13 protein-coding genes, 2 pseudogenes and 2 CRISPR repeat arrays are annotated in these 22,814 nt (G+C 68.6%); of the genes and pseudogenes, 3 read left to right on the top strand and 12 right to left on the bottom strand.

Annotation, left to right across the window (positions count from 1 at the left end):
* Positions 1–140: 140 nt before the first annotated feature.
* A complete protein-coding gene (locus AC5R91_RS00075; RefSeq protein WP_495394994.1) occupies positions 141–1,364 on the bottom strand; it encodes a tyrosine-type recombinase/integrase in 1,224 nt (407 codons plus the stop codon).
* 151 nt (positions 1,365–1,515) lie between these two features.
* Here AC5R91_RS00075 and AC5R91_RS00070 point away from each other — a divergent pair.
* Positions 1,516–2,280 (top strand): annotated as a pseudogene (locus tag AC5R91_RS00070) (IS256 family transposase); the annotation flags it as partial.
* Positions 2,281–2,328: 48 nt separating this feature from the next.
* Here AC5R91_RS00070 and AC5R91_RS00065 read toward each other — a convergent pair.
* On the bottom strand, positions 2,329–3,612 hold the full coding sequence (locus tag AC5R91_RS00065) for an IS256 family transposase (RefSeq protein WP_495394993.1): 1,284 nt from the start codon (positions 3,610–3,612) through the stop codon (positions 2,329–2,331).
* An 82-nt stretch (positions 3,613–3,694) separates the two neighbouring features.
* Here AC5R91_RS00065 and AC5R91_RS00060 point away from each other — a divergent pair.
* Positions 3,695–4,192 (top strand): annotated as a pseudogene (locus AC5R91_RS00060) (transposase); the annotation flags it as partial.
* A gap of 444 nt (positions 4,193–4,636) precedes the next feature.
* Here the strand turns inward: AC5R91_RS00060 and AC5R91_RS00055 are convergent.
* The 10 genes from AC5R91_RS00055 to AC5R91_RS00010 form a co-directional block, all read right to left on the bottom strand.
* Positions 4,637–4,831: a helix-turn-helix transcriptional regulator gene (locus AC5R91_RS00055; protein ID WP_495394991.1), complete on the bottom strand. Its 195-nt coding sequence runs from the start codon at positions 4,829–4,831 to the stop codon at positions 4,637–4,639.
* A gap of 1,479 nt (positions 4,832–6,310) precedes the next feature.
* Positions 6,311–10,066: a CRISPR direct-repeat array (repeat unit 29 nt; unit sequence CGGATCACCCCCACGGGCGTGGGGAGGAC).
* Positions 10,067–10,084: 18 nt separating this feature from the next.
* Positions 10,085–10,381, bottom strand: coding sequence for a type I-E CRISPR-associated endoribonuclease Cas2e (cas2e, locus tag AC5R91_RS00050; protein ID WP_495394990.1), 297 nt, complete (start codon positions 10,379–10,381; stop codon positions 10,085–10,087).
* Positions 10,378–11,568, bottom strand: coding sequence for a type I-E CRISPR-associated endonuclease Cas1e (gene cas1e, locus AC5R91_RS00045; protein WP_495394989.1), 1,191 nt, complete (start codon positions 11,566–11,568; stop codon positions 10,378–10,380). The genes cas2e and cas1e overlap by 4 nt, the downstream gene beginning before the upstream one ends.
* Positions 11,565–12,206: a type I-E CRISPR-associated protein Cas6/Cse3/CasE gene (locus AC5R91_RS00040; RefSeq protein ID WP_495394988.1), complete on the bottom strand. Its 642-nt coding sequence runs from the start codon at positions 12,204–12,206 to the stop codon at positions 11,565–11,567. The genes cas1e and AC5R91_RS00040 overlap by 4 nt, the downstream gene beginning before the upstream one ends.
* On the bottom strand, positions 12,203–13,018 hold the full coding sequence (gene cas5e / locus AC5R91_RS00035; protein WP_495394987.1) for a type I-E CRISPR-associated protein Cas5/CasD: 816 nt from the start codon (positions 13,016–13,018) through the stop codon (positions 12,203–12,205). Before cas5e ends, AC5R91_RS00040 begins: the two co-directional genes overlap by 4 nt.
* Entirely contained in the window at positions 13,015–14,166 is a 1,152-nt protein-coding gene (gene cas7e / locus AC5R91_RS00030; RefSeq protein ID WP_495394986.1) for a type I-E CRISPR-associated protein Cas7/Cse4/CasC, read from the bottom strand. The genes cas5e and cas7e overlap by 4 nt, the downstream gene beginning before the upstream one ends.
* Positions 14,163–15,047, bottom strand: a complete 885-nt coding sequence (casB, locus tag AC5R91_RS00025; protein WP_495394985.1) for a type I-E CRISPR-associated protein Cse2/CasB — start codon at positions 15,045–15,047, stop codon at positions 14,163–14,165. Before casB ends, cas7e begins: the two co-directional genes overlap by 4 nt.
* A 39-nt stretch (positions 15,048–15,086) precedes the next feature.
* Entirely contained in the window at positions 15,087–16,649 is a 1,563-nt protein-coding gene (gene casA, locus AC5R91_RS00020; RefSeq protein WP_495394984.1) for a type I-E CRISPR-associated protein Cse1/CasA, read from the bottom strand.
* Positions 16,650–16,887: 238 nt separating this feature from the next.
* Complete coding sequence (cas3, locus tag AC5R91_RS00015; protein WP_495394983.1) at positions 16,888–19,758, bottom strand: CRISPR-associated helicase Cas3'; 2,871 nt, start codon at positions 19,756–19,758, stop codon at positions 16,888–16,890.
* 223 nt (positions 19,759–19,981) lie between these two features.
* A CRISPR array of direct repeats spans positions 19,982–20,925; the repeat unit is 29 nt; unit sequence GTCCTCCCCACGCCCGTGGGGGTGATCCG.
* A 319-nt stretch (positions 20,926–21,244) separates the two neighbouring features.
* Complete coding sequence (locus tag AC5R91_RS00010; protein ID WP_495393400.1) at positions 21,245–22,369, bottom strand: IS630 family transposase; 1,125 nt, start codon at positions 22,367–22,369, stop codon at positions 21,245–21,247.
* 91 nt (positions 22,370–22,460) lie between these two features.
* Here AC5R91_RS00010 and AC5R91_RS00005 point away from each other — a divergent pair, with 91 nt between their 5' ends.
* On the top strand, positions 22,461–22,814 hold the full coding sequence (locus tag AC5R91_RS00005; protein WP_495393399.1) for a hypothetical protein: 354 nt from the start codon (positions 22,461–22,463) through the stop codon (positions 22,812–22,814).

The following is a 22,814-nucleotide window of genomic DNA, read 5'->3' as shown; positions in this document are numbered from 1 at the left end:
GAGACATCGCCCCAGCTCACGGCATATATTGATCTTCGGGGACGAAGCTCATGCAAATCTTCGAAGGAACAAACCAGATCCAGCGCCTGGTGATCAGCCGCCACCTCGCCCGCCCCTGACAAGGCGGGTGTTTTCGCAGGTCAGAGGCCAAGATCGGGGGCTGTGAACGGCTCGGTCGGCGGAGTCGGGGTGTCCGGCTGGGACCGGCTGGGTCCGTCTGTGTCCGGGGGTCTGTGGCTGAGTGGTGGCTGAGTTCGGGAAGCCTCGACGGTCACCGATGGCCTCACCGTCGCACTCGTCGCGGCCAGGGCGGCGTCGATGCGCTGTTTGGCGATCGTGTCCTGTCCGACGATGCAGCGGGCGTAGACGAGGAGCAGGACCCGCACCGAGTGGCCGGCCCACGCCGCCGCCTGGGCGACGGGGACGCCGGCGTTCAGCCATCCCGACACCGCGGCGTGCCGCAGGTCGTAGGGCCGTCGGGCCAGCGGTGATGCCTGCTCCGCCGGCGACAGGGCCTCCTTGCGGGCCGCCCGCCACACCTGCAGATAGCGGGTCGCCTTCACCGTGTTCCCGCGTCCAGACCGGAACAGCCGCCCATCCGGCGTAACACCGAAGGTGTCGATGTGCCGGCGCAGAACGGCGACAAGCCGAGGATTGAGCGGCACCGGCCGCACTTCGCCCTTCGCCCGATGTTTGAGCTCGCGGGCCTGGCGCGGCCCGTCCGGAATATCGGACCACCGTGGCGAGATCTCCGGGTTGTTCGCTTCCAGCAGCACCTCGCCCCACCCCGAGACGGGCAGGGTCAGCTGGTCGAGGCGCAACTCCTGCAGTTCACCAGGGCGGACCGCGGCGTGGTACATCGTCGCGAAGAACGCCTCCAGCTCTGGGGCCCGCCGCGCGACCGCCGCGAACAGACGGTCCGCCTGTTCGGCGTTGACGACCGCTCGACGGTCGATCTCGACCACCGTGCGCGGCACCTGCCAATCCGCACCCACCAGCGGATTGGCTTCCAGATCACCGCGCGACACCGCATACTTGACCGCCATCTCGAAAACCTGCCGCCGCCGAATGACCGTGTTCGCCGCCGCCGGCCTGCCATCAAGTCGCCGGGTCAACGCACCCAACACCAGGCGCACCACATCCGGATCAGTCAGATCCGTGACCGGCCGGCTGTGCGCCTCCATCCACGCCACCACCCCCGCCCAGCCCTCCGGCGGCGCCACCTCACGACGAACACCACCACGCCCTGCCGCAGTCCGCGCACCCGTGTTGAACGACCAGCCCGGCAGCGCCTCCCGCACCAGCTCCTCCACCTCCACCGGAACCGGACCATCGAACAGCACCACCGTCACCGCAGTCAGCACATTCGCGATCGACCGCAGTTGAGTCCACAGACGTGGTGTACGGGTTGTGATCGTCTGACGACTCGCCGGAGTGGCGGTCCGTGACGTGGGACGGCCACCGCGTGATCCTCTCGAGAAACATGCGAAGGCAACTCGATGAGGAGGAAACGCGATGGCCGTGCGTCCGACTGTGACCGACGCCGACGGGCTGGGCAAGGAACTGGTGGCGGCGAGTCCGGATCTGTTGGGTTCGATGGTGAAGGCGTTTGCGGAGGCGTTGATGGGCGCTGAGGCAGATGGGATCTGTGGTGCGGAGTACGGGGAGATATCACCGGATCGGACGAATCGTCGGAATGGGTACCGGATGCGGGAGTGGGACACGCGCGCCGGGACGATTGATCTAGCAATTCCGAAGCTGCGGTCCGGTTCGTACTTCCCGGAATGGCTGCTGACACGCCGGCGGCGGGCGGAACAGGCGTTGATCTCGGTGGTCGCGACGTCCTATCTGCTCGGTGTTTCCACGAGAAGAGTGGACAAGCTCGTGGAACAGCTCGGGGTCGCGCATATCTCGAAGTCGCAGGTGTCGGAGTTGGCGAAGCATCTCGACGGCCAGGTCGAGGCGTTCCGCTCGAGGCCGCTGGACGCCGGGCCGTACCGGTTCGTGCAGGCGGATGCGTTGACGATGAAGGTCCGCGAGGACGGCCGGGTCGTGAACGTCCACTGCCTGCTCGCGGTCGGGGTCAACGGCGATGGGCACCGGGAGATCCTCGGCCTCGACGTCGTGTCCAGCGAGGACGGGGCCGGCTGGCTGGCGTTCTTCCGCGGGCTGGTCGCCCGCGGCCTGTCCGGGGTCCGCCTGGTGACCTCGGACGCCCACCGGGGCCTGGTCGCGGCGATCGGGGCGACGCTGCCGGGCGCGTCGTGGAGCCTGTCACGATTTCCGTGTAAGCCAGAGGTGAATAGCTCAGCTTACATGCTTACACTATCAGAAAGGTAGGCGTCCGGGAAATAGGTTGACGAGCGTGTTGAGGGCGACTTTCCATCCGTGGGTTCCGGTACCGGACTCCCCGCCGCGTTGGCTCGATATGTTACGGAGCCCGAGGTAGAGTAGCTTCATCGCCGCGTCACGGTCGGGGAAATGCCCGCGGTTCTTCGTGATTTTCCGGAGCTGGAAGTTCATCGACTCGATCGCATTGGTCGTGTACACGATCTTCCGGAGTTCGGGTGGGTAGTCGAGGAACGGAATGAACTCCGGCCAGGCGTGACGCCACACGTCGACCGCGCCGGGGTACTGGACGCCGAACTTCTTGTCGAACGCGGCCAGGCCGAGTTCCGCGGCTTCCAGCGTCGGTGCCGTGTAGATGTCCTTCATCGCCTTGACGACGGCTTTCCGGTCGCCGTAGGACACGAACCTCATCGCGTTGCGGATCACGTGCACAACGCAGGTCTGCACGACGGTCTCGGGGAAGACCGCGACCGCGGCGTCGGGCAGGCCGGACAGCCCGTCGCAGCACACGATCAGCACGTCGCGCACCCCGCGGTTGCGGAGATCGGCCAGGACCTTCTGCCAGAACTTCGCGCCCTCGGTGTCCTTGATCCAACAGCCCAGCGCGTGCTTACGGCCATCGACATCGACACCCACGGCCAGGTAGGCGACCTTGGTCGTGACCACCCCGTTGTCCTTGATCCGAAGCCGGATCCCATCGACGTACAGGATCGGGTAGACCTCGTCGAGGGGCCGGGACTGCCAGGCCTTGATCTCGTCGACGACGACCTCGGTGACATTGGAAATCAGCTCCCGGGACGCCTGGACCCCGTACACCTCACGCAGGTGCGCCTCGATGTCGCGGGTCGTCATGCCCCGCGAGTACAACGACAGGATCGTGTCGTCAAGATTCCCGATCCGCCGCGCCCGTTTCGGCACGATCGTCGGCTCGAAGGAGCCGTTCCGGTCACGCGGTACCTCGATCTCGACCGGCCCGTTCCGTGTCGACACCGTCTTCGTGGACTTCCCGTTCCGGGAGTTTCCCGTGCCCTGACCGGCCGGATCACCCACCTCATAGCCGAGATGGCCCGTCATCTCGACCTGCAAGGCCCGCTCGAGGACAGCCTTCGTCATCTGGTTCAACAGGCCATCGACCCCGTCGATCGGTGTTCCGGTCGCTCTCGCGTCCTTCAACAACGTGTCGATCGCCTCCGGCGCGAAAGCCTCGGCGATCCTCTTCGCCGCCGCTTCGTCTTTTGTCCGAAGCGTCGTGCTCTGTGTCATTCGGTGTCCCTTTCCGACCTACCCGATCAAGGTAGATCGATCCTGGTCCACCTCCGGCTTACACAGTCGTCATGACACGCCCGCGTCGTGGCAAAGATGCCGGACGCATTACCTGCGCGACTTGTTGACGTTCACACCGAAGTCGTCGCAGCCGTGGGTCGCAACATTGGTCCGGACAATCTTTGATCAGGCGGACGCGAACGAGGTGGCCGTGCAGTTCGACCGGGTCGTCGACGCTCTCACCGAGAAACTACCGCGCGCCGCCGCACATCTGGAAGAGGCGAAAGCGGATCTGCTCGCGTTCACCGGCTACCCGCGGGAGATCTGGCGGCAGATCTGGTCGTCGAATCCGCAGGAACGGCTGAACAAGGAGATCCGCCGGCGGACCGACGTCGTGGGTATCTTCCCGGACCGTGGTGCGATCATACGTCTCGTCGGCGCGGTCCTGGCCGAGCAACACGACGAGTGGATCGAAACCCACCGCTATTTCGGCCTGGAAATCCTCGGGAAAGCCGACGCGGGGAACACGCCGGCCGACACACCCGAGATCAGCGTGACACCAGAAACACTCACCGCATAAACTAAACCAAGGATCACGCGGAGTCACCCTCCGTACACCACGCCACCGGACGTGACCTCGACCGCCTGCTCCCCGGGGCCTGCCCCTGCTCCCACTTCGCATCCACAAACGCCCGCGCCACCTGTAACCACGTCCTTGCCACCGCAGGCGGCTCCGCCGCCCGCCGCGCGAGCACTTCCCGCACCGGCAGACCAGAATGAACATCGAACGCCTCCCCCTTCTTCACCGCGGTCAGGATCTCCGCACGACGCGCCTCCGCCGCCCCCTTGGCCATGAATGTCTGAGTGTTCGCCGACACGCGACCAGCCACCCACCACCGGGCCTGCCACGTCGTCCGCCGCTTCCCCTTCACCTCCCGCACAGCCCACACCCGCACATCAAACGTGGACTGCAGCTCGCCCCCGTCACCGACGTTCCCGCCAGGCCGGGTGGAGCCGTGCCCGCTCACCGCGACGGATCCCGGGTCAGGCCATCAAGCCAGCGATTCAGATCGTCACGAGCAACCCGAATCTGCCCGTTCGGCAACTTGATGACCTTCGGACCCGTCCCCTTACGCTGCCAGTCCTGCCACGTCGACCGCGGCAACGGCCCCTCCGGCCCACCCAACTCCACCAGCACCTGATCAAGAGTCAGCAGCACCCGCTGACCAGCCCCACCAGGCTGTCTACTCACACGGCCACACGCCGCCGACCGGCCAGCCGACTCCGAACCGGCGCCCCCGCCGCCCGCAGGCCGCGCGACCACCGCCCGCGGAAACGCCGCCGCCCGGCCGTGATCAGGGATGCCCGGCCCACTCTGGACGGCCTTCAAGTTTCGACCTGACGACATACCACGTGAAGTGCATGCGGACCCGCGCGAGGAAGGTCGCCCGTCCGTTCCCCAGCAATCACACCATCACCCTGAGGACGGATCTCGTAACACCAGACACCCTCCATGACAACTCAGGCCCAACCACCATCGGCGCGGCCGCGGGCAGTCGTCAACACCGTTGATTATCTCAATGCTTGGCGTCACCATCGTCTGGGCGCAGACCGACAGGACGCCCTGACTTCTGGTGTCGCTGCATGGGCTCAGGGGCACTGTTGCATCGGCGAAGTCCGCCATCGCGGGGCGTCCGACCAGTCATGATCGAATCATGCGTCGATGTCGTGTCCGTCCACCGGTTCCGACATCGGAGTTCCGCGGGTTCGGGGTTCAAGTCCCTGACGGCGCACCCGCTCTCACTGCCCCGCAAGGGATCCGTCTCCGTAGCGATCTTTCGCTACGGGCCGCTCCCCCTGTTAACCCCCTACTTTCGTCGCTCGGCATCAGTCGCCATCACTTGTCTGCCGTCGTCACTCAACGCTATCAAGTGACCTTGCTCACAGGGACTACCAAGCCTTGTTGACTCAACTGTCCGTAGGAACACCGCAGCCGCGCGTGACGGGCCGACTGGGTGCGACGGTCGTTTGGATGGCACGTCACCCCTCAGCTTCGGGCCAACCTGTGGGGTGCCGAAACTCAGACTGCGCATGTGACCCGGCGCGCCACGATACGACTTTCAGGTCCCGCGGTACGAGGTCAGCTATTAACCACGCGCCTGTTCTCAGGCGGATGCGGTTGCCCGGTCTAGATCGGCCTTTTAGGAATTATCCCGGAATGAACCAATTAAGCGATGATCCCTTGACTTTCGGGGCGTATCATTTCATGGGCCGAGAATTCGGAATGCACGCACGATAGTCCCCGCGCGTACGGGGCGGACCCACTCCTCGGCGCAAGTGACGAGGAACCCGAGGGATGATTTCCGCGCGTACGGGGCGGACTCAGCCTGGGTGATGGCGTTGTCGTCGTACCAAGGACGGTCCCCGCGCGTGCGGGGGCGGACGCGATGTTGCAATATCCGTGGCCGGTGCCGGCCGGATGATCCCTGCGCGTGCGGGGCGGACTCCGCGCGCACCGGGTCTTCTCCGGCGAGCTCCGGATGATCCTCTGCATGCTGGACCAGCCGGCCCCCCGGAGCACCCCCTCGGGCGTGGAGAGGATGGCGAGCTGGAGGGCATCGCCAACCGGAACCGACGGAGGCATCCCCCACGGGCGTGGGGAGGACGCGGTCCGCTGCCCGAACACCACCATCCGATCCGGATCACCCCCACGGGCGTGGGGAGGACGAGAGCAGCCGGTTCACCGTCGCCGCGTCCAGCGGATCACCCCCACGGGCGTGGGGAGGACATACAGCCGATCCCCCGCGGTGATCCCGCGTTCGGATCACCCCCACGGGCGTGGGGAGGACCCTGTCCAGGGCTGCCGTCGCCACCGTCGCGGCGGATCACCCCCACGGGCGTGGGGAGGACTCGCGTCGGCAAGCTCCCACTCCTCATCGCTACGGATCACCCCCACGGGCGTGGGGAGGACGACCGCCATGTTGCAGCGGAAGCTGCGGGTCGGGGATCACCCCCACGGGCGTGGGGAGGACTCCGCGCCCGGCTTCGCTTCACCGGCTGGAAGCGGATCACCCCCACGGGCGTGGGGAGGACCGTCGCCGTTCTCGTCGTCGAGCAGCGCGTCGGCGGATCACCCCCACGGGCGTGGGGAGGACTGCTGGCGGAGCAGCGCGCGAGCGTCACGGAGCGGATCACCCCCACGGGCGTGGGGAGGACGGTGGCCTATCTCTACCCGCTGGACCGAACGGTGGATCACCCCCACGGGCGTGGGGAGGACGTCCGAGCGTCAGGAGCCCATCAACGACGTCGGGGATCACCCCCACGGGCGTGGGGAGGACGGCCGGCGGCGAGCTCGAGGGCCGGCGGCGAGCGGATCACCCCCACGGGCGTGGGGAGGACGTCAGTCCGCGACTTCGGGCCCTTCCGACTGGGGGATCACCCCCACGGGCGTGGGGAGGACGCAAGGACGAGCTTGGGGAGGTGCCGGACGGCCGGATCACCCCCACGGGCGTGGGGAGGACCCGCTGATCAGTTTGCCGAGGGTTCCGCGTATCGGATCACCCCCACGGGCGTGGGGAGGACCTTCTACTTGCTCCACAGGATTAATCCTCTATCGGATCACCCCCACGGGCGTGGGGAGGACGTTGACACGCCAGCGGAGCGTGACTCCGGTCGCGGATCACCCCCACGGGCGTGGGGAGGACCGCGGTGATCCCACGTTCCTCGAGCTCGGTTACGGATCACCCCCACGGGCGTGGGGAGGACCGCTGCTCGGCCAGCCCGAACAGCAGCCTGCTCGGATCACCCCCACGGGCGTGGGGAGGACGTCGCCGGTCGTCCAGGCCAGCGCGAACATGCCGGATCACCCCCACGGGCGTGGGGAGGACATCCGGAGCAGGTTGGTGGAGGAGACCGCCAGCGGATCACCCCCACGGGCGTGGGGAGGACGAGCACCAGCGGGCCCTTGAGCTGGAGCTGAGCGGATCACCCCCACGGGCGTGGGGAGGACGGGGCGGGTCTGTACGCCCGGGAGCTGGGGCACGGATCACCCCCACGGGCGTGGGGAGGACATCATCCCCGGACCCTCCCGGACACTCCCACCCTTAGGATCACCCCCACGGGCGTGGGGAGGACCTGATCCCCGGCGACCCCCGGCCGATCCGGGTCGGATCACCCCCACGGGCGTGGGGAGGACTCCGGATAGAGCCGGAGGGGCAAAAGGAGGGGCGGATCACCCCCACGGGCGTGGGGAGGACGCGGACGCCAGCTCGCCGCGGGCCGCGGCGACCGGATCACCCCCACGGGCGTGGGGAGGACGGGTTCCAAGTGACCGGCATCGCTGACGATGACGGATCACCCCCACGGGCGTGGGGAGGACCTTCAGCCCCGGGGAGATCGCGTCCCCCCGCGAACGGATCACCCCCACGGGCGTGGGGAGGACAATGCGGTCTTCTATGAGGATTACCGCCGCGGCGGATCACCCCCACGGGCGTGGGGAGGACGCGGAACACCGATTCCGGCGCCGGTCAGATCGTGGATCACCCCCACGGGCGTGGGGAGGACGCTCACCGGCTTCCCGCTCCCTCAACCCCTCACGGATCACCCCCACGGGCGTGGGGAGGACGATCTCGGCCATCGGCGGCCCATCGCCAACGAAGGATCACCCCCACGGGCGTGGGGAGGACATCGCGGCGAGCCGGGATTGGGCGTCGCCGACCGGATCACCCCCACGGGCGTGGGGAGGACCACCGCGCAGGGCCGGCTGATGTGCGCGCTGGCGGATCACCCCCACGGGCGTGGGGAGGACGAGCCACCCGCCGAGAAACGCGGCATACAGCCCGGATCACCCCCACGGGCGTGGGGAGGACTGACCCTCACCCACGAACGAGCCGCTGATCAATGGATCACCCCCACGGGCGTGGGGAGGACCAGATCATCGATCCGGCGGTGTCCGGACGGACCGGATCACCCCCACGGGCGTGGGGAGGACGGTGCTCAACTATCTCGCTGCCGGTACGCGACCGGATCACCCCCACGGGCGTGGGGAGGACGGCGAGCAGCATCACGGGACGGCCTGCCTGTCCGGATCACCCCCACGGGCGTGGGGAGGACCTGCTGACGAAGACCGGCGACGAGCAGGTCGACGGATCACCCCCACGGGCGTGGGGAGGACCGAAAGGCTGCCCGGCAGGCTCAGTCATCGGCCGGATCACCCCCACGGGCGTGGGGAGGACCCGGGCGAGTTCCAAGCGGATTTGATCTCCGGCGGATCACCCCCACGGGCGTGGGGAGGACGCCACACCTGGGAGGTTGCGATGCTGCGCAGGCGGATCACCCCCACGGGCGTGGGGAGGACAGCGACGGACCTGCCGGGCAGCGGGTAGCAGTCGGATCACCCCCACGGGCGTGGGGAGGACGGCGCTGACAGGTCGAAGTCAGGCATCGTTGCCGGATCACCCCCACGGGCGTGGGGAGGACCCCCGCATCGGCACAGCGACGCTGCACCATGTCGGATCACCCCCACGGGCGTGGGGAGGACCGTCTCCCAGGTGCCGGTCAGCCATCCAGCTGCGGATCACCCCCACGGGCGTGGGGAGGACCTGCTCGCCGTGATGGAGCAGGACTCGGAGACCGGATCACCCCCACGGGCGTGGGGAGGACTGGTCCGCGAGGGCGAGGCCGGGACGGTCATCCGGATCACCCCCACGGGCGTGGGGAGGACTCGAGACGGCCAACATTTGGTGCCCGTTCTCGCGGATCACCCCCACGGGCGTGGGGAGGACGGCACGCGCGTGGTCCGGGCCGACCCGCGGGTCGGATCACCCCCACGGGCGTGGGGAGGACATCGCGGCGGCCCGGTCGGCGTCGGTGAGGATCGGATCACCCCCACGGGCGTGGGGAGGACATGTTCGACGATTTCGTCGACGCCGCCTCCAGCGGATCACCCCCACGGGCGTGGGGAGGACGCCGACATCCCGGCTGCGAGTGATCCTCCCGACGGATCACCCCCACGGGCGTGGGGAGGACCTGGTCGGGACCAGCCGGGATGTTTCAATTTCCGGATCACCCCCACGGGCGTGGGGAGGACAGCATCGGCCCCGGGTGCTGCCGCCACACCTGCGGATCACCCCCACGGGCGTGGGGAGGACCGTTCCCCCGGAGCTGAGTCGATGCGGCTCAACGGATCACCCCCACGGGCGTGGGGAGGACTCGAGGCCGGCGATTTGGAGGCCGACGCGACTCGGATCACCCCCACGGGCGTGGGGAGGACGAGACGGCGCGTGAGGCGCCGCGGTTGGAGACCGGATCACCCCCACGGGCGTGGGGAGGACGCGCCGTGTATGGCTGGCAGTGTCACGGTGGGCGGATCACCCCCACGGGCGTGGGGAGGACGGACGTCCCGAGGCCGACCACTTTTGCAAGATCGGATCACCCCCACGGGCGTGGGGAGGACACTTCGTGAGCTGGGGTTTTAGGAGGGCTCCGGCGTCTGTTGTGGTTGGAGGGCGGCGAGTTGCAGGCCGTCGAAGTCGACGATATGGCGGCGGCGTTCACCGGCGGTGTGGATCTGGAATCCCTGTTCGGTGTCGGCGGGATGGATGCAGACAGCAGCGCCGTCGGCGACGCAGGCAGCGACCTGAGTCCAGAGGTGCTCGCGGACTCGGGCGGAGACGGTGCCGACGTACACGCCGGCCTTGGGTTCGATGAGCCAGCGGGTCAGCGCGCCGCGGACGTGGTCAGGGACAGCGGTGGTCGCAATGACGATCATTGAGGCCATGGGTCACCCAGGTTGGTCAGGATGTCGTCCTCGTCGAGGACGCCGTCGTCGAACAGCGGTCCATCAACAGTGGTGGCGACCTCCTCAGCCGGCGCCGGTCCATCCCGCTCGCCGACAAGACCAGGCGCGGCACCTTGACCAGCCACGTCCGCCTCGTCGATGTCACCGGCAAGGTCCAGATCGGGTCCGCCGCCATAGTTGACGCCGGCGCGAATGGGCCCCAGATCCGGATCCCACAGATTGACCATGCCAACCGACAACGTCCCCCGGTCCTCGCCGTCGCCCGCTTCCACCTCGTCGGCCGGGGTGAGCAGGTTCTGGATATCCTGGACGATCGTCGGGAGAAGCTTGACGAGCCGGAACTCCTCCCGCAGCCGGCTACGCACGGCCCGTTCCGGATCGGTCGAATCGTGCAACGCGAACGCCAGCGGGATCGTCGTCGTGGCCTTGTACAGGTCAGCCAGGTCGTAGATGAACGCGAGCTGGGTGCCGCTGTGCACGAATCCCAACGCCGGCGAGCAGCCCAGCGCGCACACGGCCGCGTGGACCACGCCGTACAGGCAGGTGTTGGCCGCCGACAGGGCGCGGTTCACCGGGTCCTGCTCGTCCCACGAGTCGGGGTTGTAGTTGCGGCGGAACCGGCCGATGCGGTGTTTCTGCGCCAGCAGTTTGTAATAGGCCTTCACCCGCTGGCCTTCCATGCCGCGCAGCTGCGCGAGCGTGGTGCCCTCGGGGACGTCGACGGCGAACCGGGCCCGGTACATCCGGCTCGCCGTCTCAACCCGCAGCTCGTCGTCCGCCCAGATCCGGACCTGTCTTTCCAACCAGTTGGTCGTCAGCCCCGCCGGCTGGATGTTCGCGTAGCTGCGGATACCGCCCGCGCCGACGCACACGATGCTGGTGCCGTGGTGCGCGAACATCGCCAGCGCCGGCTGAGTGATCGACGTGCCCGGTCCCATCAACACGCAGGACAACGCCGCAACCGGCAGATAGACCTGCTCGATGCCACGGGGCGACTCCACATAGGCGAGGACCCCGGTGTCGTCCCGCGCGATCCGTACCGACTCCATGTAGAGAAACGACAGCGAGTCCGCGACCCGCGGCAACATCGCCAAAGTCGGACGGCCCAGCCGCTGCTTGGCCGAACCGGCGCCGCCGCCGGTGCGCCGCACGCTCACCGGCCGGCCCCCAGCGGCGCCAGGCTGAGCAGCCCCGCGCCGTAGGATTTCGCCCGTCCGACCCCGTCGAGCACAGCACGGCGTGCCGCGTCCGCGTCGACGATGACGCCGAGGCCGTCGAAACGAGTCAGGGCGTGCCGGACCCGCCCGCCGGTCCGGTCACCGGTGACGTCGCCGAGCGGGCTGCCGACCAGGGAACGCAGTTCCAGCCCACATCCGGCGGCCCGCCGCGTCCACCACTCGTCGGCGTCCGCCCCGCGCAACGGGATGATCTTCCCGGCCTGCTTGCCGGCGTTGCGGCCGCCGCGCTTCGACGCGTTCGCGACGATCCGGTAGTGCACCGCGGTGCCCACGGTCAGCCGGTCCAGGAACGGCCTGAGATCGCGGACGGCGGCCTGCGCATAGGGTGCGGGCAGCCGGTGGACTTCCGGCTGCAGCCTTGTCTGGACGAGCAGCCGGGTCCGCCCCGCCCGCCGGTCGACGCGAAACAGCAGACCCGCCAGTGTGCGGGCGTCGTCGCCGAGTTCGTCGGGGACGAGCATCATCAGCCGCTTGTGCAGCCGTTCGGCGTCGGCAAGCTCGCGGCGGATCTCATGGTGCCGCTCATCGACGAGAATCTGCGCCAGCCAGGCCTTCACGCCGCCACCCGACCCTGCTCGATGTAGGCGTACAGCGCCCGCTGGAACTCCTCACCTGGCTTGTGAAGCAGCCTGGTAGGCAGGCTGATCGACTGTCGGCAGACGGTGCGGCGCGCATAGCGGCGATCGAACCGGTCGAAACTCAGCGGAACATCCGGCAAATCGGTGACGGCGGCACGGCCATCCGCCGGGGCGGTCTCGGTCAACAGGTCGACCTCGACACCGCCGTCCGCCGCCCGTGGGAGCCGGGGCCGGCGAGGCAATGGCACCTGGGTCCGAAGCTCGGCCTCCGGATCGGCGCAGCGACGCCGCAGTACCAGCGGCTGGTCCGGCGGGCAGGACCGCCGGCCGAGGTAGGGCTGCCAGACCGGGTGCAGCAATGCGTCGCCGATCCGCATGATCAGATCGTCGTCGTCCACGGCGGTGACAGCAACGGTGAACACGGCGTCAGACAGGTAGTGGCGACGGCTCACGATCGTCGCCGTGTTCTCCCCCGCCCGGTGCTTCCCCTCCGCGGTCGGAACGGTCCGGGCCGACGGAAGCCCGCCGCCGACCGTGTGAAAATCCGTCAACAACAGGCCCGGAGCATCGACCCGAACCGTGATCCGTAGCGCTGCGAAGTCCGCGATGGTGATCGACCGTGTTCCCTGCGAAACCCCTGCCTGTCCTCGCTCAATGCCCATCGACGCGGCGAACAGGCCGATCAGACCGGAGCGGGTAGGGAAACCGGCGGTGTCCCGCTCGGCGGCGAACGTGCTGCGCTCCCCCCACGACTGCATCGGCCCAGCCAGGCGCAGCACCAGCCCGCTCATGCCACCTCCGCGGCAGCCTGCGCCGGATAGGCCGCCGCGACCGCGGCGGTCAACAGCTTCGGGTAGGAGTCGTACCGGTCGCCGAGTCCCTTCTCCCGCGACACACCGTCCATGGACGCGTGCCCGTGGAGAACAATCTCGTCTGTCTCCCAGACGGTGTGCAGCCCCTGCGCGTAGGTGGCCAGGTCGTCACGGGCCTCCTGCCCGAAGCCGCCATCGACGCCAGCGGCCACGGGCCGCTCGAACGCCGCGGCCAACGAGATCGGCCGGTCCCCACGCACCGCCACATAAAGCAGCTCGGGCAGGGTGTTCGGGGCGGTCGCGGTCCGCTTTCCACTTGGCAGTGCCGAGACGAAGCCCCGCAGGAACTCCCTCGTCAGCTCGGTTGCGGTCGCCGTGTCGCCGTCGAGGTTCTTGACCAGGCCGGTCAGGTCGAGGCTCGCATACCGGTAGAACACACCGGCGGAGAACTCACCGGCGTTCATGTGGCCGCTACCCGCATCGTCCGCCGACGGGATGTCGTCGACAGCGGTGAAAAAGTCGATCTCCGGATCAGTGGCGTGCACGGTGAAGGCGTGCGCCACCTGCACCGCACCATCGACCTTCCCACCAGGCAGTTCCGCCAGCATCCGCCCGAACAGGTTGATGGATCCGTTCCGGCTCGACAGGATCGACGCCACCTCCGCCACCGGCAGCACCGCCTTCGGCGTCTTCTTGCGCGCCTCGGCCTCGATCAGGCCACGGTGGGCGTCGGCCAGCTCGGCCAGCGCGTCCAGCCCGGCGGCCGGCAGATACAGCAGCACCGAGGAGATATCCCGCTTGTCACGGTCCTTCTCGGTCTTGATGCCACTCTTGCCTGCGGACAGCAGTACCTGCGCCCCCGCGTGCGTCGCGAGCTCCTCCAGCCAGCCCTTTTTGACCAGCCGGGCGGCGACCTCTGTGGTGATCCGTCGGGTACGCACCGCAGGATCACCCAGCACCGACTCCACCTCGAGCCGCACCTGCCGCTTCCAGCACTGGCTGGACACGCGCGTGCGGGACTTCCCGCCGTAGACAACCGTCTTCGGCGCGCCGAGATCGTCACGGTTCAGATTCGCGTACGGAATCGTCTGCAGCAGGTGGATATCGAGGAACCGGGCGTCGGTCATGGCCTCTTCCTTTCAGCATCGTCCGCGGCACCATCGGCGCCGTCGTCCTTCGTGGTGTCGTCGGCATCGGCGGTCGCACCGCCGTCGAAGCGCGCGGGCCGCGCCGTGCCATAGAAATGCTGCAGCCAGATCTTCGCGACCCCGTCCGCATCGATCCCCCACAGGGCAAGATCAATCAGCAGCCGGGACCAGTCCGCGGGCCGCCAGTCCGCGGCAATCCGGTCAGACTGCAGATACCGCACCAGCCTGGGTAGTTGCCGGTGCAGCCCATCGATGTCCTGGCGGCAGAGCAGCCGCAGCCGCGACTCGAAACGGCTGTACATCATGCCGGCCTGCTCGCGGGACGGCTCCGCGTTCACCGCGTCCGCAAGCCAGCGCCCCAGACTCCGGCCCGCGCTCCGTCGCGACGACTGATCGTCCTGCGCCGATTCCGTCACCTCGGGTTCTGAAGACTCATCGTTCTCGGTCGATCTCGCAGAGGCGTCGCGGACCGACCGGGGCTGGGCTGCGATCAAGGCAGCCACCGCATAGAAGGCCCGCTCCACCGCCACGATCTCCACCACGCCAGCCCGCGGAACCCCGACCGCATCACCGTCGCGCACCGCGCCAGGCAGGCACGGGCCGACGATGCGATGCGCCGGCTGCGCAAACGGATGCGACGGTTCCCGGCCGAGGCTGCGACGCAGCGCCGAACGGTCCGCCGGCACCGCCTGCGCTCGGCGCGCTCGCCCCACCAGGGTCTGAGCCGGCAGCCTCAGCGCCTCCCGGTTCGCCACCGAACCTTTGCCTCGCCACCGCTCAGGCCCGCTGGCCCTCCCGAACGATTCCTCCTCCTTCGACGGTAACCCATCGAGGCCGCTCGACACCGACCCGACCGTCATGGAACCACCTCCCCCTTTTCGCTGACCAAATCGTCGCGTTCACAGACCAAGGCGCAGATCGGCACGGTGTCGCACCAGCGCACGAACCAACCGGGGATGCAACGCCGCGTTGATCTGGTCGACGATGTCGTCGTACACCCCCTGCGCCAGCCGCAGAAAATCATCGGCCGCACCGGTAAAAACCAACGATGGATCCGCAGCCTGCTCCGCCGTATCCAGCGTCCGCCAGAAAACACGCTCGGCCTGCGGCCAGTACCGGTCCTCCCCCATCGCGACCCACGGGCCGGCGCCCACGTCTCGCCGCTTCGACCGGGACTTACCGTCGTCCTCCGGGTCGGCCAGGTGCGCCCACGCACTGCGCAGCGCATACCTGATGTTGTCGCCCACCCGCTCGGCCACCGTCCGGACCCGCTCGATCCCGCGGACAAATGTCAGATCATCATCCTCGAGCCAACGCAGCACGGGCGGCGTCGAACCGGTGAAGAACTGCCGATCACGGGTCTGCCCGTCCTGGTCGAACCCGAAGACCCGCACCCGCATCCCGTCACGCACCTGCGGCGGAAGCTGCTTCACCGAACCGAGGACTCGCGGCCGGCCACTCTTGCCGTCCGCACCCTTCAGCAGCATGGCATCCAGATCGCGCCACAACGCCCGCGACGCCTTCGCCGGAGCAGGGTAGACGTCGCCCTGCTTGCTGGTCCGGTAGATCTGGTAAGGGTCCGGGCCGACGTTCCCCTTCTCGCGCCAGGCCCATGTCAGGGTCGCATCCACGACGTGCTCGCCGCCGCTGTCGGGAACCAGGAGCACCGCATGCTGGAAGCGGCCGACCAGCGCCCTGGCCATGCCCCGCAGCGGAACCGGGCCGCGCAGCGGGTCCGGCAACGCGGCGGCCTCCCACGGTGCCTCGTCGAGAACACCCTCCCGGTAGTCGTCGGCAGTGTCGGGGTACGGGATCCCTGCCACGAGTGACTCGAACAGAGTGCCGCCCAGCGGATGACAGCTCAGGCCCGTACGCAGCGGGCCCGCCGCCGTGTTCCCCTCCGTGCGTCCCTTCACCGTCCGGGTCGTGCAGCGCCCCGACGGCCCGTAGTACAAGGCGGCAAGCAGATGCCAGGCACCCTCACGGGCCGGGATCGGACGTGGACGGCCATCGTCGTGATGGCCGAACCAGACCTGGTTGTTCCCCGACGGACGGCCGAGCACGATCCGGTTCAGCCCCGAACTCGACGAGCACTGCTCCGCCAACCGTGGATCCTGCAGCCACGGCCGCGACTCATCGAAAAGATTGAAACGAACCCGATACTCCTCGAAATATTCTTTGACCCTGTCCGGGTCGAAGCCATCCTGAGTCAACACCCGCCTACGGCGGCGCTCGAACTCTTTGGCGCCCAGGTCCTCCTCGTCCAGGCCGCTCACCCGCGCCGCAATCAGATAGAGGATTCTCCACAGTCCGGCGGCGGCCGGCGGCAGCGGCACCTCGAGGTCCTTGATGCCCTGCGCCGCCAGGAACAGCTCCTGCAATCCAACCTGAGGCTGTTCCGACAGCCCACGGACGGGCATCCACTCCTCGAACCGCAGGTCGAAGGCCTGCCCAACGGTCATGGGCCACTCACCAGATCCCCCGATCGACGTTGTTATCGCCCCCAACTCTCCAAGGAGGGGCAAGCATCGCAGAGCTGACGCTATCGACTGCCACCGACAAAACGGCTTGCGGGTCTACTGGTGGACCACAACCCATCAGGCAGCGGATTGAACAAGCGCCCCGAGTTCCATGAAGTGTTAGCCCAGCTCCATGCAGGCCTCGATCCCACAGCGAGACCTGACGCAGCGCGCGCCCGCGTCAGCCGAGCAGGCCGAGAGTCGGGTCCAGGCGGAAGGTGCGGTTCCCGACGGCGACCGGCTGCGGCTTGCCGTCGGGGCCAAGCGCATGGGGCAGCAGGACGAGGCGGCGCAGGTTCGGGTTCTTCGACCAGCTCGCGGGTGGCCGGGTCAGCGCGGGATCCTCACGCCGCCACTGCCCGTCGCGCATCGGGATGCTCTCGGAGAGGACCGCGCGGACCTGGTCCTGGGTGAAGCGGTCCTTCCAGCCGGCACCCTTCGCAGGTAGCGGGTTTGTGCGGCAGGTCGGATCGAGCCAGCGGTTGCCGTCGGCGTCCACGTAGCAACACACGACCCGGACCGAGGGCGCACCCAGGCGGGTGGAGATCTCGTCCTCGTCGATCTCCCGTTTCGTCAACGGCTGAAGATCCAGCAGATCGCGCGGGGCCGCGATGGCCGCAACGGCAGCAATACCCCGGGCAGCCTCGTCCTCCATGATCCGGGCGATCTCGTCCTCCGGCGGATCGACGCGGAACGTCTCGCCGTAGACCTCGTTCACCATCGGCTGCACGTCCGCCGGGATGGACACCGGCTGGGGATGACGCGGGGCCAGCAGCTCGTAGGTGCGCCGCAGCAGCGCACGGTTGTAGATCCACGTCCAACGCTCGGGTAGGGCGAACTCGCCGTCGTGGCGTGGGAGGAGGACGGCGAGCCGCGGTCCGCCGGCAGCCCAGGCGGGCCGCTTTTTTGCTGCGTCGACCTGGGGATGGCGCTGGCAGCGGCCAGCGCGCTGGAGCAGTTGCGCGATCGGCGCCAGATCACTGATGACCAGATCGACGTCGAGGTCCAGCGACTGCTCGACGACCTGGGTCGCGACGAGAATCGCCGCGTGGGGCCGCCGCTGCACATCACGGCCGAACTCCGTGGTCACCTGCTCGATGCGGGCCTCACGCTCCCGGGCGGGCATGCGGGCATGCAGCAGGGTGAGAACCGGGGCATTACCCGGATCAGCCTCCCGTCTACACCAGGTCCGGACGGCGGCGAAGGTCTGCTGGGCTTCGGCGACCGTCGTACAGACCACCATCGCGCTGCCGCCCTCGCGCAGGATCGGCGCCAACAGAGTGCGCAGCGCGGCGCGGCGGTCGACCCCACCGGCAACCGGCCGTTCCTCATCGGCCTCGCCTGCGGGGTCATCCTCGACGAGCGGTACGTCGACCAGATCGACCGCCAGGTTGCGCGGATCCATCTCGAACGGCGTCGGGGTCACCGTCGCGCTGTCCGCGTCGGCGTAGACCCAGCCGGGATAGGTGACGGGAATATCCTTCCGGTAAGGCTTCGACGTCGCGCCCAGCAGATAGGCGCGGACCAGTCGTTTCGCGACCTCCTCCGGCAGCGTCGCCGACAGGAGGACGACCGGCGCTCGCAGCGTGCCCAGCCAGGTCAGCAGCCGGGCCAGCAGGTACTGCATGTAGGCGTCGTAGGCGTGCACCTCGTCAACAACGAGTACCTTGCCCGCCAGACCCAGCATCCGCAGGACGTTGTGCCGCGCGGGCAGCACTGCGAGTAGCGCCTGGTCGACCGTGCCGAGACCGGCCGGCGCCACCAAACCCTTCTTCGCACCCCGCAGCCACTCGCTGGGAACTGTCCGCGCCGCCGGCGGCGACCCTGATTCGTGCTCGCCGGTGACAACCTGCCCCTGGTCGGGTGCAGGATTGTAGGCACGGTTCAGCCAGGCCATCGAATGCAGCAGGGTGACCGCCGCACTCCCCACAGCCGGATCACCACGCCGCTGCAGGTAGGCCTCCACCCGGCCGTACATCTGGTCCGCCGTGGCCATCGTCGGCAACGTGACGAACAGCCCCTGCGCTCCTGCGGCCTCCCCCATCAACCTCGCCGCGTGCAACGCCGTCTCGGTCTTGCCGAAACCCATGGGAGCCATCATCAGCAGCAGCCCCGGGCCGGTCAGCAGCTTCGGGAGTCCCTCGGCCACCGATTTCTGCAGCGTGTTCGGGGTGTAGTCGGGGAACTCCTCGGTGAACGACCCGCTGCGCAGCACCAGACGCCCCAGGCCGACCTCCCGCACCAGGCCGTGCGCGGCTGCAGTGCTGGCCGCCCGATGCGACCGCAACGCCGCCGACGCCACCCACCGGCGTTCTTTCCCGCTGCCGGAGCCGGCCTGATGCTCCGTCTGCCGGGCAAGGATGAAGTCCTCCTGGCTGACCAGCCAGTCGGCCAGAATCACCAGAGCACAGATCACCGCAGCTACTGGGACCGGGATCTCCCGCGGGGCCACCGGAGGGGCGAACTCCTTCTCCACCGCGGCCAACACCGCACGTCGCTGACTTTCCCACTCAGGGCCGCCCTGCTCAGTGGGATTCAGCCGCGGGTCTTCGTCCCGCGAGTCAATCTCATGGAAACAGCCATGATGACCGCCCAACACTTGCGCCACCCGCGCACACGACGCGTCGTCAATCAGACCCCGGACATAGCCCAGCTCACCCAGCAGACGCGCGAGGAACTGCTGCGTGGCCAGGTCATGCCCGTAGGAATCTCGTTCACCCGACCTCGTGTAGCCGGTTAGACCAGCAAAAGCCTTTCCATCCTGAACCTGAAACCCGGGGATAATCTTTCCTATGTCGTGTAGCGCCGCCCAGAAAGCCACCAGTCGACCTGCATCAGCCTCGGAACACTCCAGCCCCACCGCGATCGTCCGCCGCACCGACGCCGCGACCACATCACGCCACAGCACCTCGACCATCGCCCCGGTATCCACCAGATGCCACACCAGTGGATACGGCCGATCAAGACCCCGCGACTTACCCCATACCCGCAGGTCCAACAGGTCCGGCACCTGCGCAGACTCATCCAACCCCGAGATCCCCCCATGATCCATTCGAGGAGGCTAACGCGTGGCTCTCGAGCAAGCAGCCAGAGGGCCTTCGGCCAGGCGACGAAGCCTGCATCGCCGAAGCTCCGGCACGTACCGGTACGATGCGCCCACCATGGGAAGGCAGGCTCACAGCCAGACCGACTCGGCACCGACCCCAGCGACATCGCCACGCATCGCGAAATCACAACAGACGCCGGACGCTTCCTAAAAGCCCAGCTCACGAAGCATCCTCCCCACGCCCGTGGGGGTGATCCGCGCACACGGCCGCCCATGTCGAGTTCACGTTGATCCTCCCCACGCCCGTGGGGGTGATCCGACGACCACAGCGGTGTCCCTCGCGGCGGTGTTATCCTCCCCACGCCCGTGGGGGTGATCCGGTAGGACGATGCACACCGTACGCCCTCCGCGGATCCTCCCCACGCCCGTGGGGGTGATCCGGCGACGGCACCCGATGCCCAGTGGTTTTTCCCATCCTCCCCACGCCCGTGGGGGTGATCCGTCCGATCGCTGGTGGTCAGATGGGCACCACGCATCCTCCCCACGCCCGTGGGGGTGATCCGCACGCGGAGCGGGCGGCGGGAAACAGGACGCAATCCTCCCCACGCCCGTGGGGGTGATCCGGAAGTAGGCCGGTGAGCCCCGTCCAACGCCAGATCCTCCCCACGCCCGTGGGGGTGATCCGCTGATGGTCCAGATCGAAGTGTCCGACACCAAATCCTCCCCACGCCCGTGGGGGTGATCCGCGACCACACCACGGGACACCTCCCGCTGGCAGATCCTCCCCACGCCCGTGGGGGTGATCCGGCCCACGCCCCGCACTGCCGGGTGCTCCTGACATCCTCCCCACGCCCGTGGGGGTGATCCGCCTGATGCACCATCAAGCCTGACTCCCACTACGTCCTCCCCACGCCCGTGGGGGTGATCCGGGATGCCAGTACGGCAACCCGAAGAGCGGAGCGTCCTCCCCACGCCCGTGGGGGTGATCCGCCGCCCGGGAGGCTCAGGCCGCGGCGCCGGTTGTCCTCCCCACGCCCGTGGGGGTGATCCGGACGAGGACCGTCCAGAACAGCGCCGGGTGCGGTCCTCCCCACGCCCGTGGGGGTGATCCGCGTCTGGCGAACGAGTACGCCCGGTCCATGCGGTCCTCCCCACGCCCGTGGGGGTGATCCGCCTAGTACTACAGCCCCAGTGGTCGGGATGTGATCTCTGCTCGGCGGACGGCGTGGCGCGTTAGGTGTCGCTGCCGCGGGTCTCTCGAAGTCCGATCGCTCCCACTCCTAGCGCAATCTGCTACCCGTTCGCGTGCCTCCGAAGACGTTCCCTGGACCCGGGACCCCAGCTTGCGCCGCTTGAACGCCCCATCGGCGGCGCCAAGCATTACCACCACCGGTCACGCGACCGCGCAGCGGAGAACTTCGACACGGCCATCGAGCCGACAGAAAGATCACTGAAACTGTAGTACTAGTGGGTGCCGCCGCAAGTTCGTCGGTTATGCGGCGAGGCCGAGGCGGCTGGCGGTCTTCAGGAGATCGGCGCGGGTGTACTTCCAGTCGAACGGGGTCGCGGCCTGGTTGTAGAGCGCCTGGAAGCCCATGACCCGGGCCGCGAGCGTGTCGAGGTCGGCGAAGTCACCGCGCTCGATGGCCTTGCGCTGCAAGATCGAGAAGAATACCTCGACCTGGTTGAGCCAGGAGGCGTGTACGGGCAGGTGGACCAGCGTCGCGGTCGGGTGGGCGGCGCGCATCCGGTCGATCGAGGCCTGGCCTCGGTGAGACGAGCCGTTGTCGACGATCCAGAACACCCGCCGCGCCGACGCGTAGGGCTCCTGGGCCATGACCTGGGCGGCGAGCCGACCGAACGGGGCGATCCCGGTGGTGTCCTCGATCCGGCCGATCACCTCGGCGCGGTGGACGTCGTAGGCGGCGAAGTACGCCAGCGTGCCCCCACGGGTGTACTCGAACTCCACCCGCGGGCCGTGGCCGGGCATCGCCGGCGCGGTCGGGTGGCAGCGGTGCAGGGCCTGCAGCTGGGACTTCTCGTCCGCGCTGATCACATAGTCGTCCGGGCCGAGCGGCTCGCCGTCCCAGCGGCGGGCATAGAGGTCCAGGACCCGGGACGCCTTCGCCACGAACGCCGGGTCCCGCGGGAAGATCCACGACCGGTGCCGCCAGGGGCGGATCGCGTCGGCGTCGAGCCAGCGGGTCACCGTCGAGGCGGACACCTCCTCGACGATGCCCTCGCGGACCGCGTGGGCGGCGAGCTCGGCCGCCGACCAGCGTTCCAGCGGCACGTCGACGTCGGCGGGCCGGGTGCAGGCCAGCGCCTTGACCTCGGCGACCTGCACCGCGGTGAACCGGGCCGGCCGGCCCGACCGGGGCCGGTCACGCAGGCCCGCGAGACCTTCCCGGGCGAACCGGCCCCGCCACGTGCAGACGGTGTCCTCGCAGACACCCAACCCGGCGGCGATCGCGGCGTTGCCCAGCCCGTCCGCGGCGGCGAGCACGATCCTCGCGCGCAGCCAGTCACGGCGCGGCACGGTCGCCGACCGGGCACGGCTGGCCAGTTCGGCACGGACGTCGTCGGTCAGGATGACCGCGGTAGCACGGCGAGACACCCTGATGTCCTATCGGGCAGGTCGCACCCGACCATCGCCGCCACCACACCCGCGGGCAACCCGCCCTCAACTGACGGCGACAATGAGAGCCGTGGCAGGTATCCCGGCATCGACGAAGATCTCCCTGCGCCAGCGGCTCGTCGCGCACGCGGCCGAGAACTGGCCCGGGATCCGCGAGATCTCCACCCGCTACCACGGCGCGTTCGCCTACGTCACCGCCACCGACCCCGACGGCGCCCCCCAGCCACTGTGCCGGCTGCGCTACCACGGCTACGCCAACGACTGGGGCTTCGCGATCTGGCGCGCCAGCCACGACGACTACGACGACTCCTACCTGCCCGACGGATCCCCCAGCGGCACCGCCGAAGCCGCGCTCGACCTCGCCGCAGGCCTCTACCTACCCGGCACCACCGATCACCGACGAACTAACGGCGACACCCACTAG

The sequence above is a fragment of the Frankia sp. BMG5.60 genome, assembly GCF_059428125.1.
Note: the sequence above shows the minus strand (reverse complement) of the source record. Positions and strands in the feature narration are given on the sequence as shown.

Bases quoted from the DNA above. Each gene is read 5' to 3' on its own strand.
- AC5R91_RS00065 (WP_495394993.1), bottom strand. From the start codon at position 3,612: ATGACACAGAGCACGACGCTTCGGACAAAAGACGAAGCGGCGGCGAAG.
- cas2e (WP_495394990.1), bottom strand. From the start codon at position 10,381: ATGATCGTCATTGCGACCACCGCTGTCCCTGACCACGTCCGCGGCGCG.
- cas5e (WP_495394987.1), bottom strand. From the start codon at position 13,018: ATGAGCGGGCTGGTGCTGCGCCTGGCTGGGCCGATGCAGTCGTGGGGG.
- cas7e (WP_495394986.1), bottom strand. From the start codon at position 14,166: ATGACCGACGCCCGGTTCCTCGATATCCACCTGCTGCAGACGATTCCG.
- casB (WP_495394985.1), bottom strand. From the start codon at position 15,047: ATGACGGTCGGGTCGGTGTCGAGCGGCCTCGATGGGTTACCGTCGAAG.
- casA (WP_495394984.1), bottom strand. From the start codon at position 16,649: ATGACCGTTGGGCAGGCCTTCGACCTGCGGTTCGAGGAGTGGATGCCC.
- cas3 (WP_495394983.1), bottom strand. From the start codon at position 19,758: ATGGATCATGGGGGGATCTCGGGGTTGGATGAGTCTGCGCAGGTGCCG.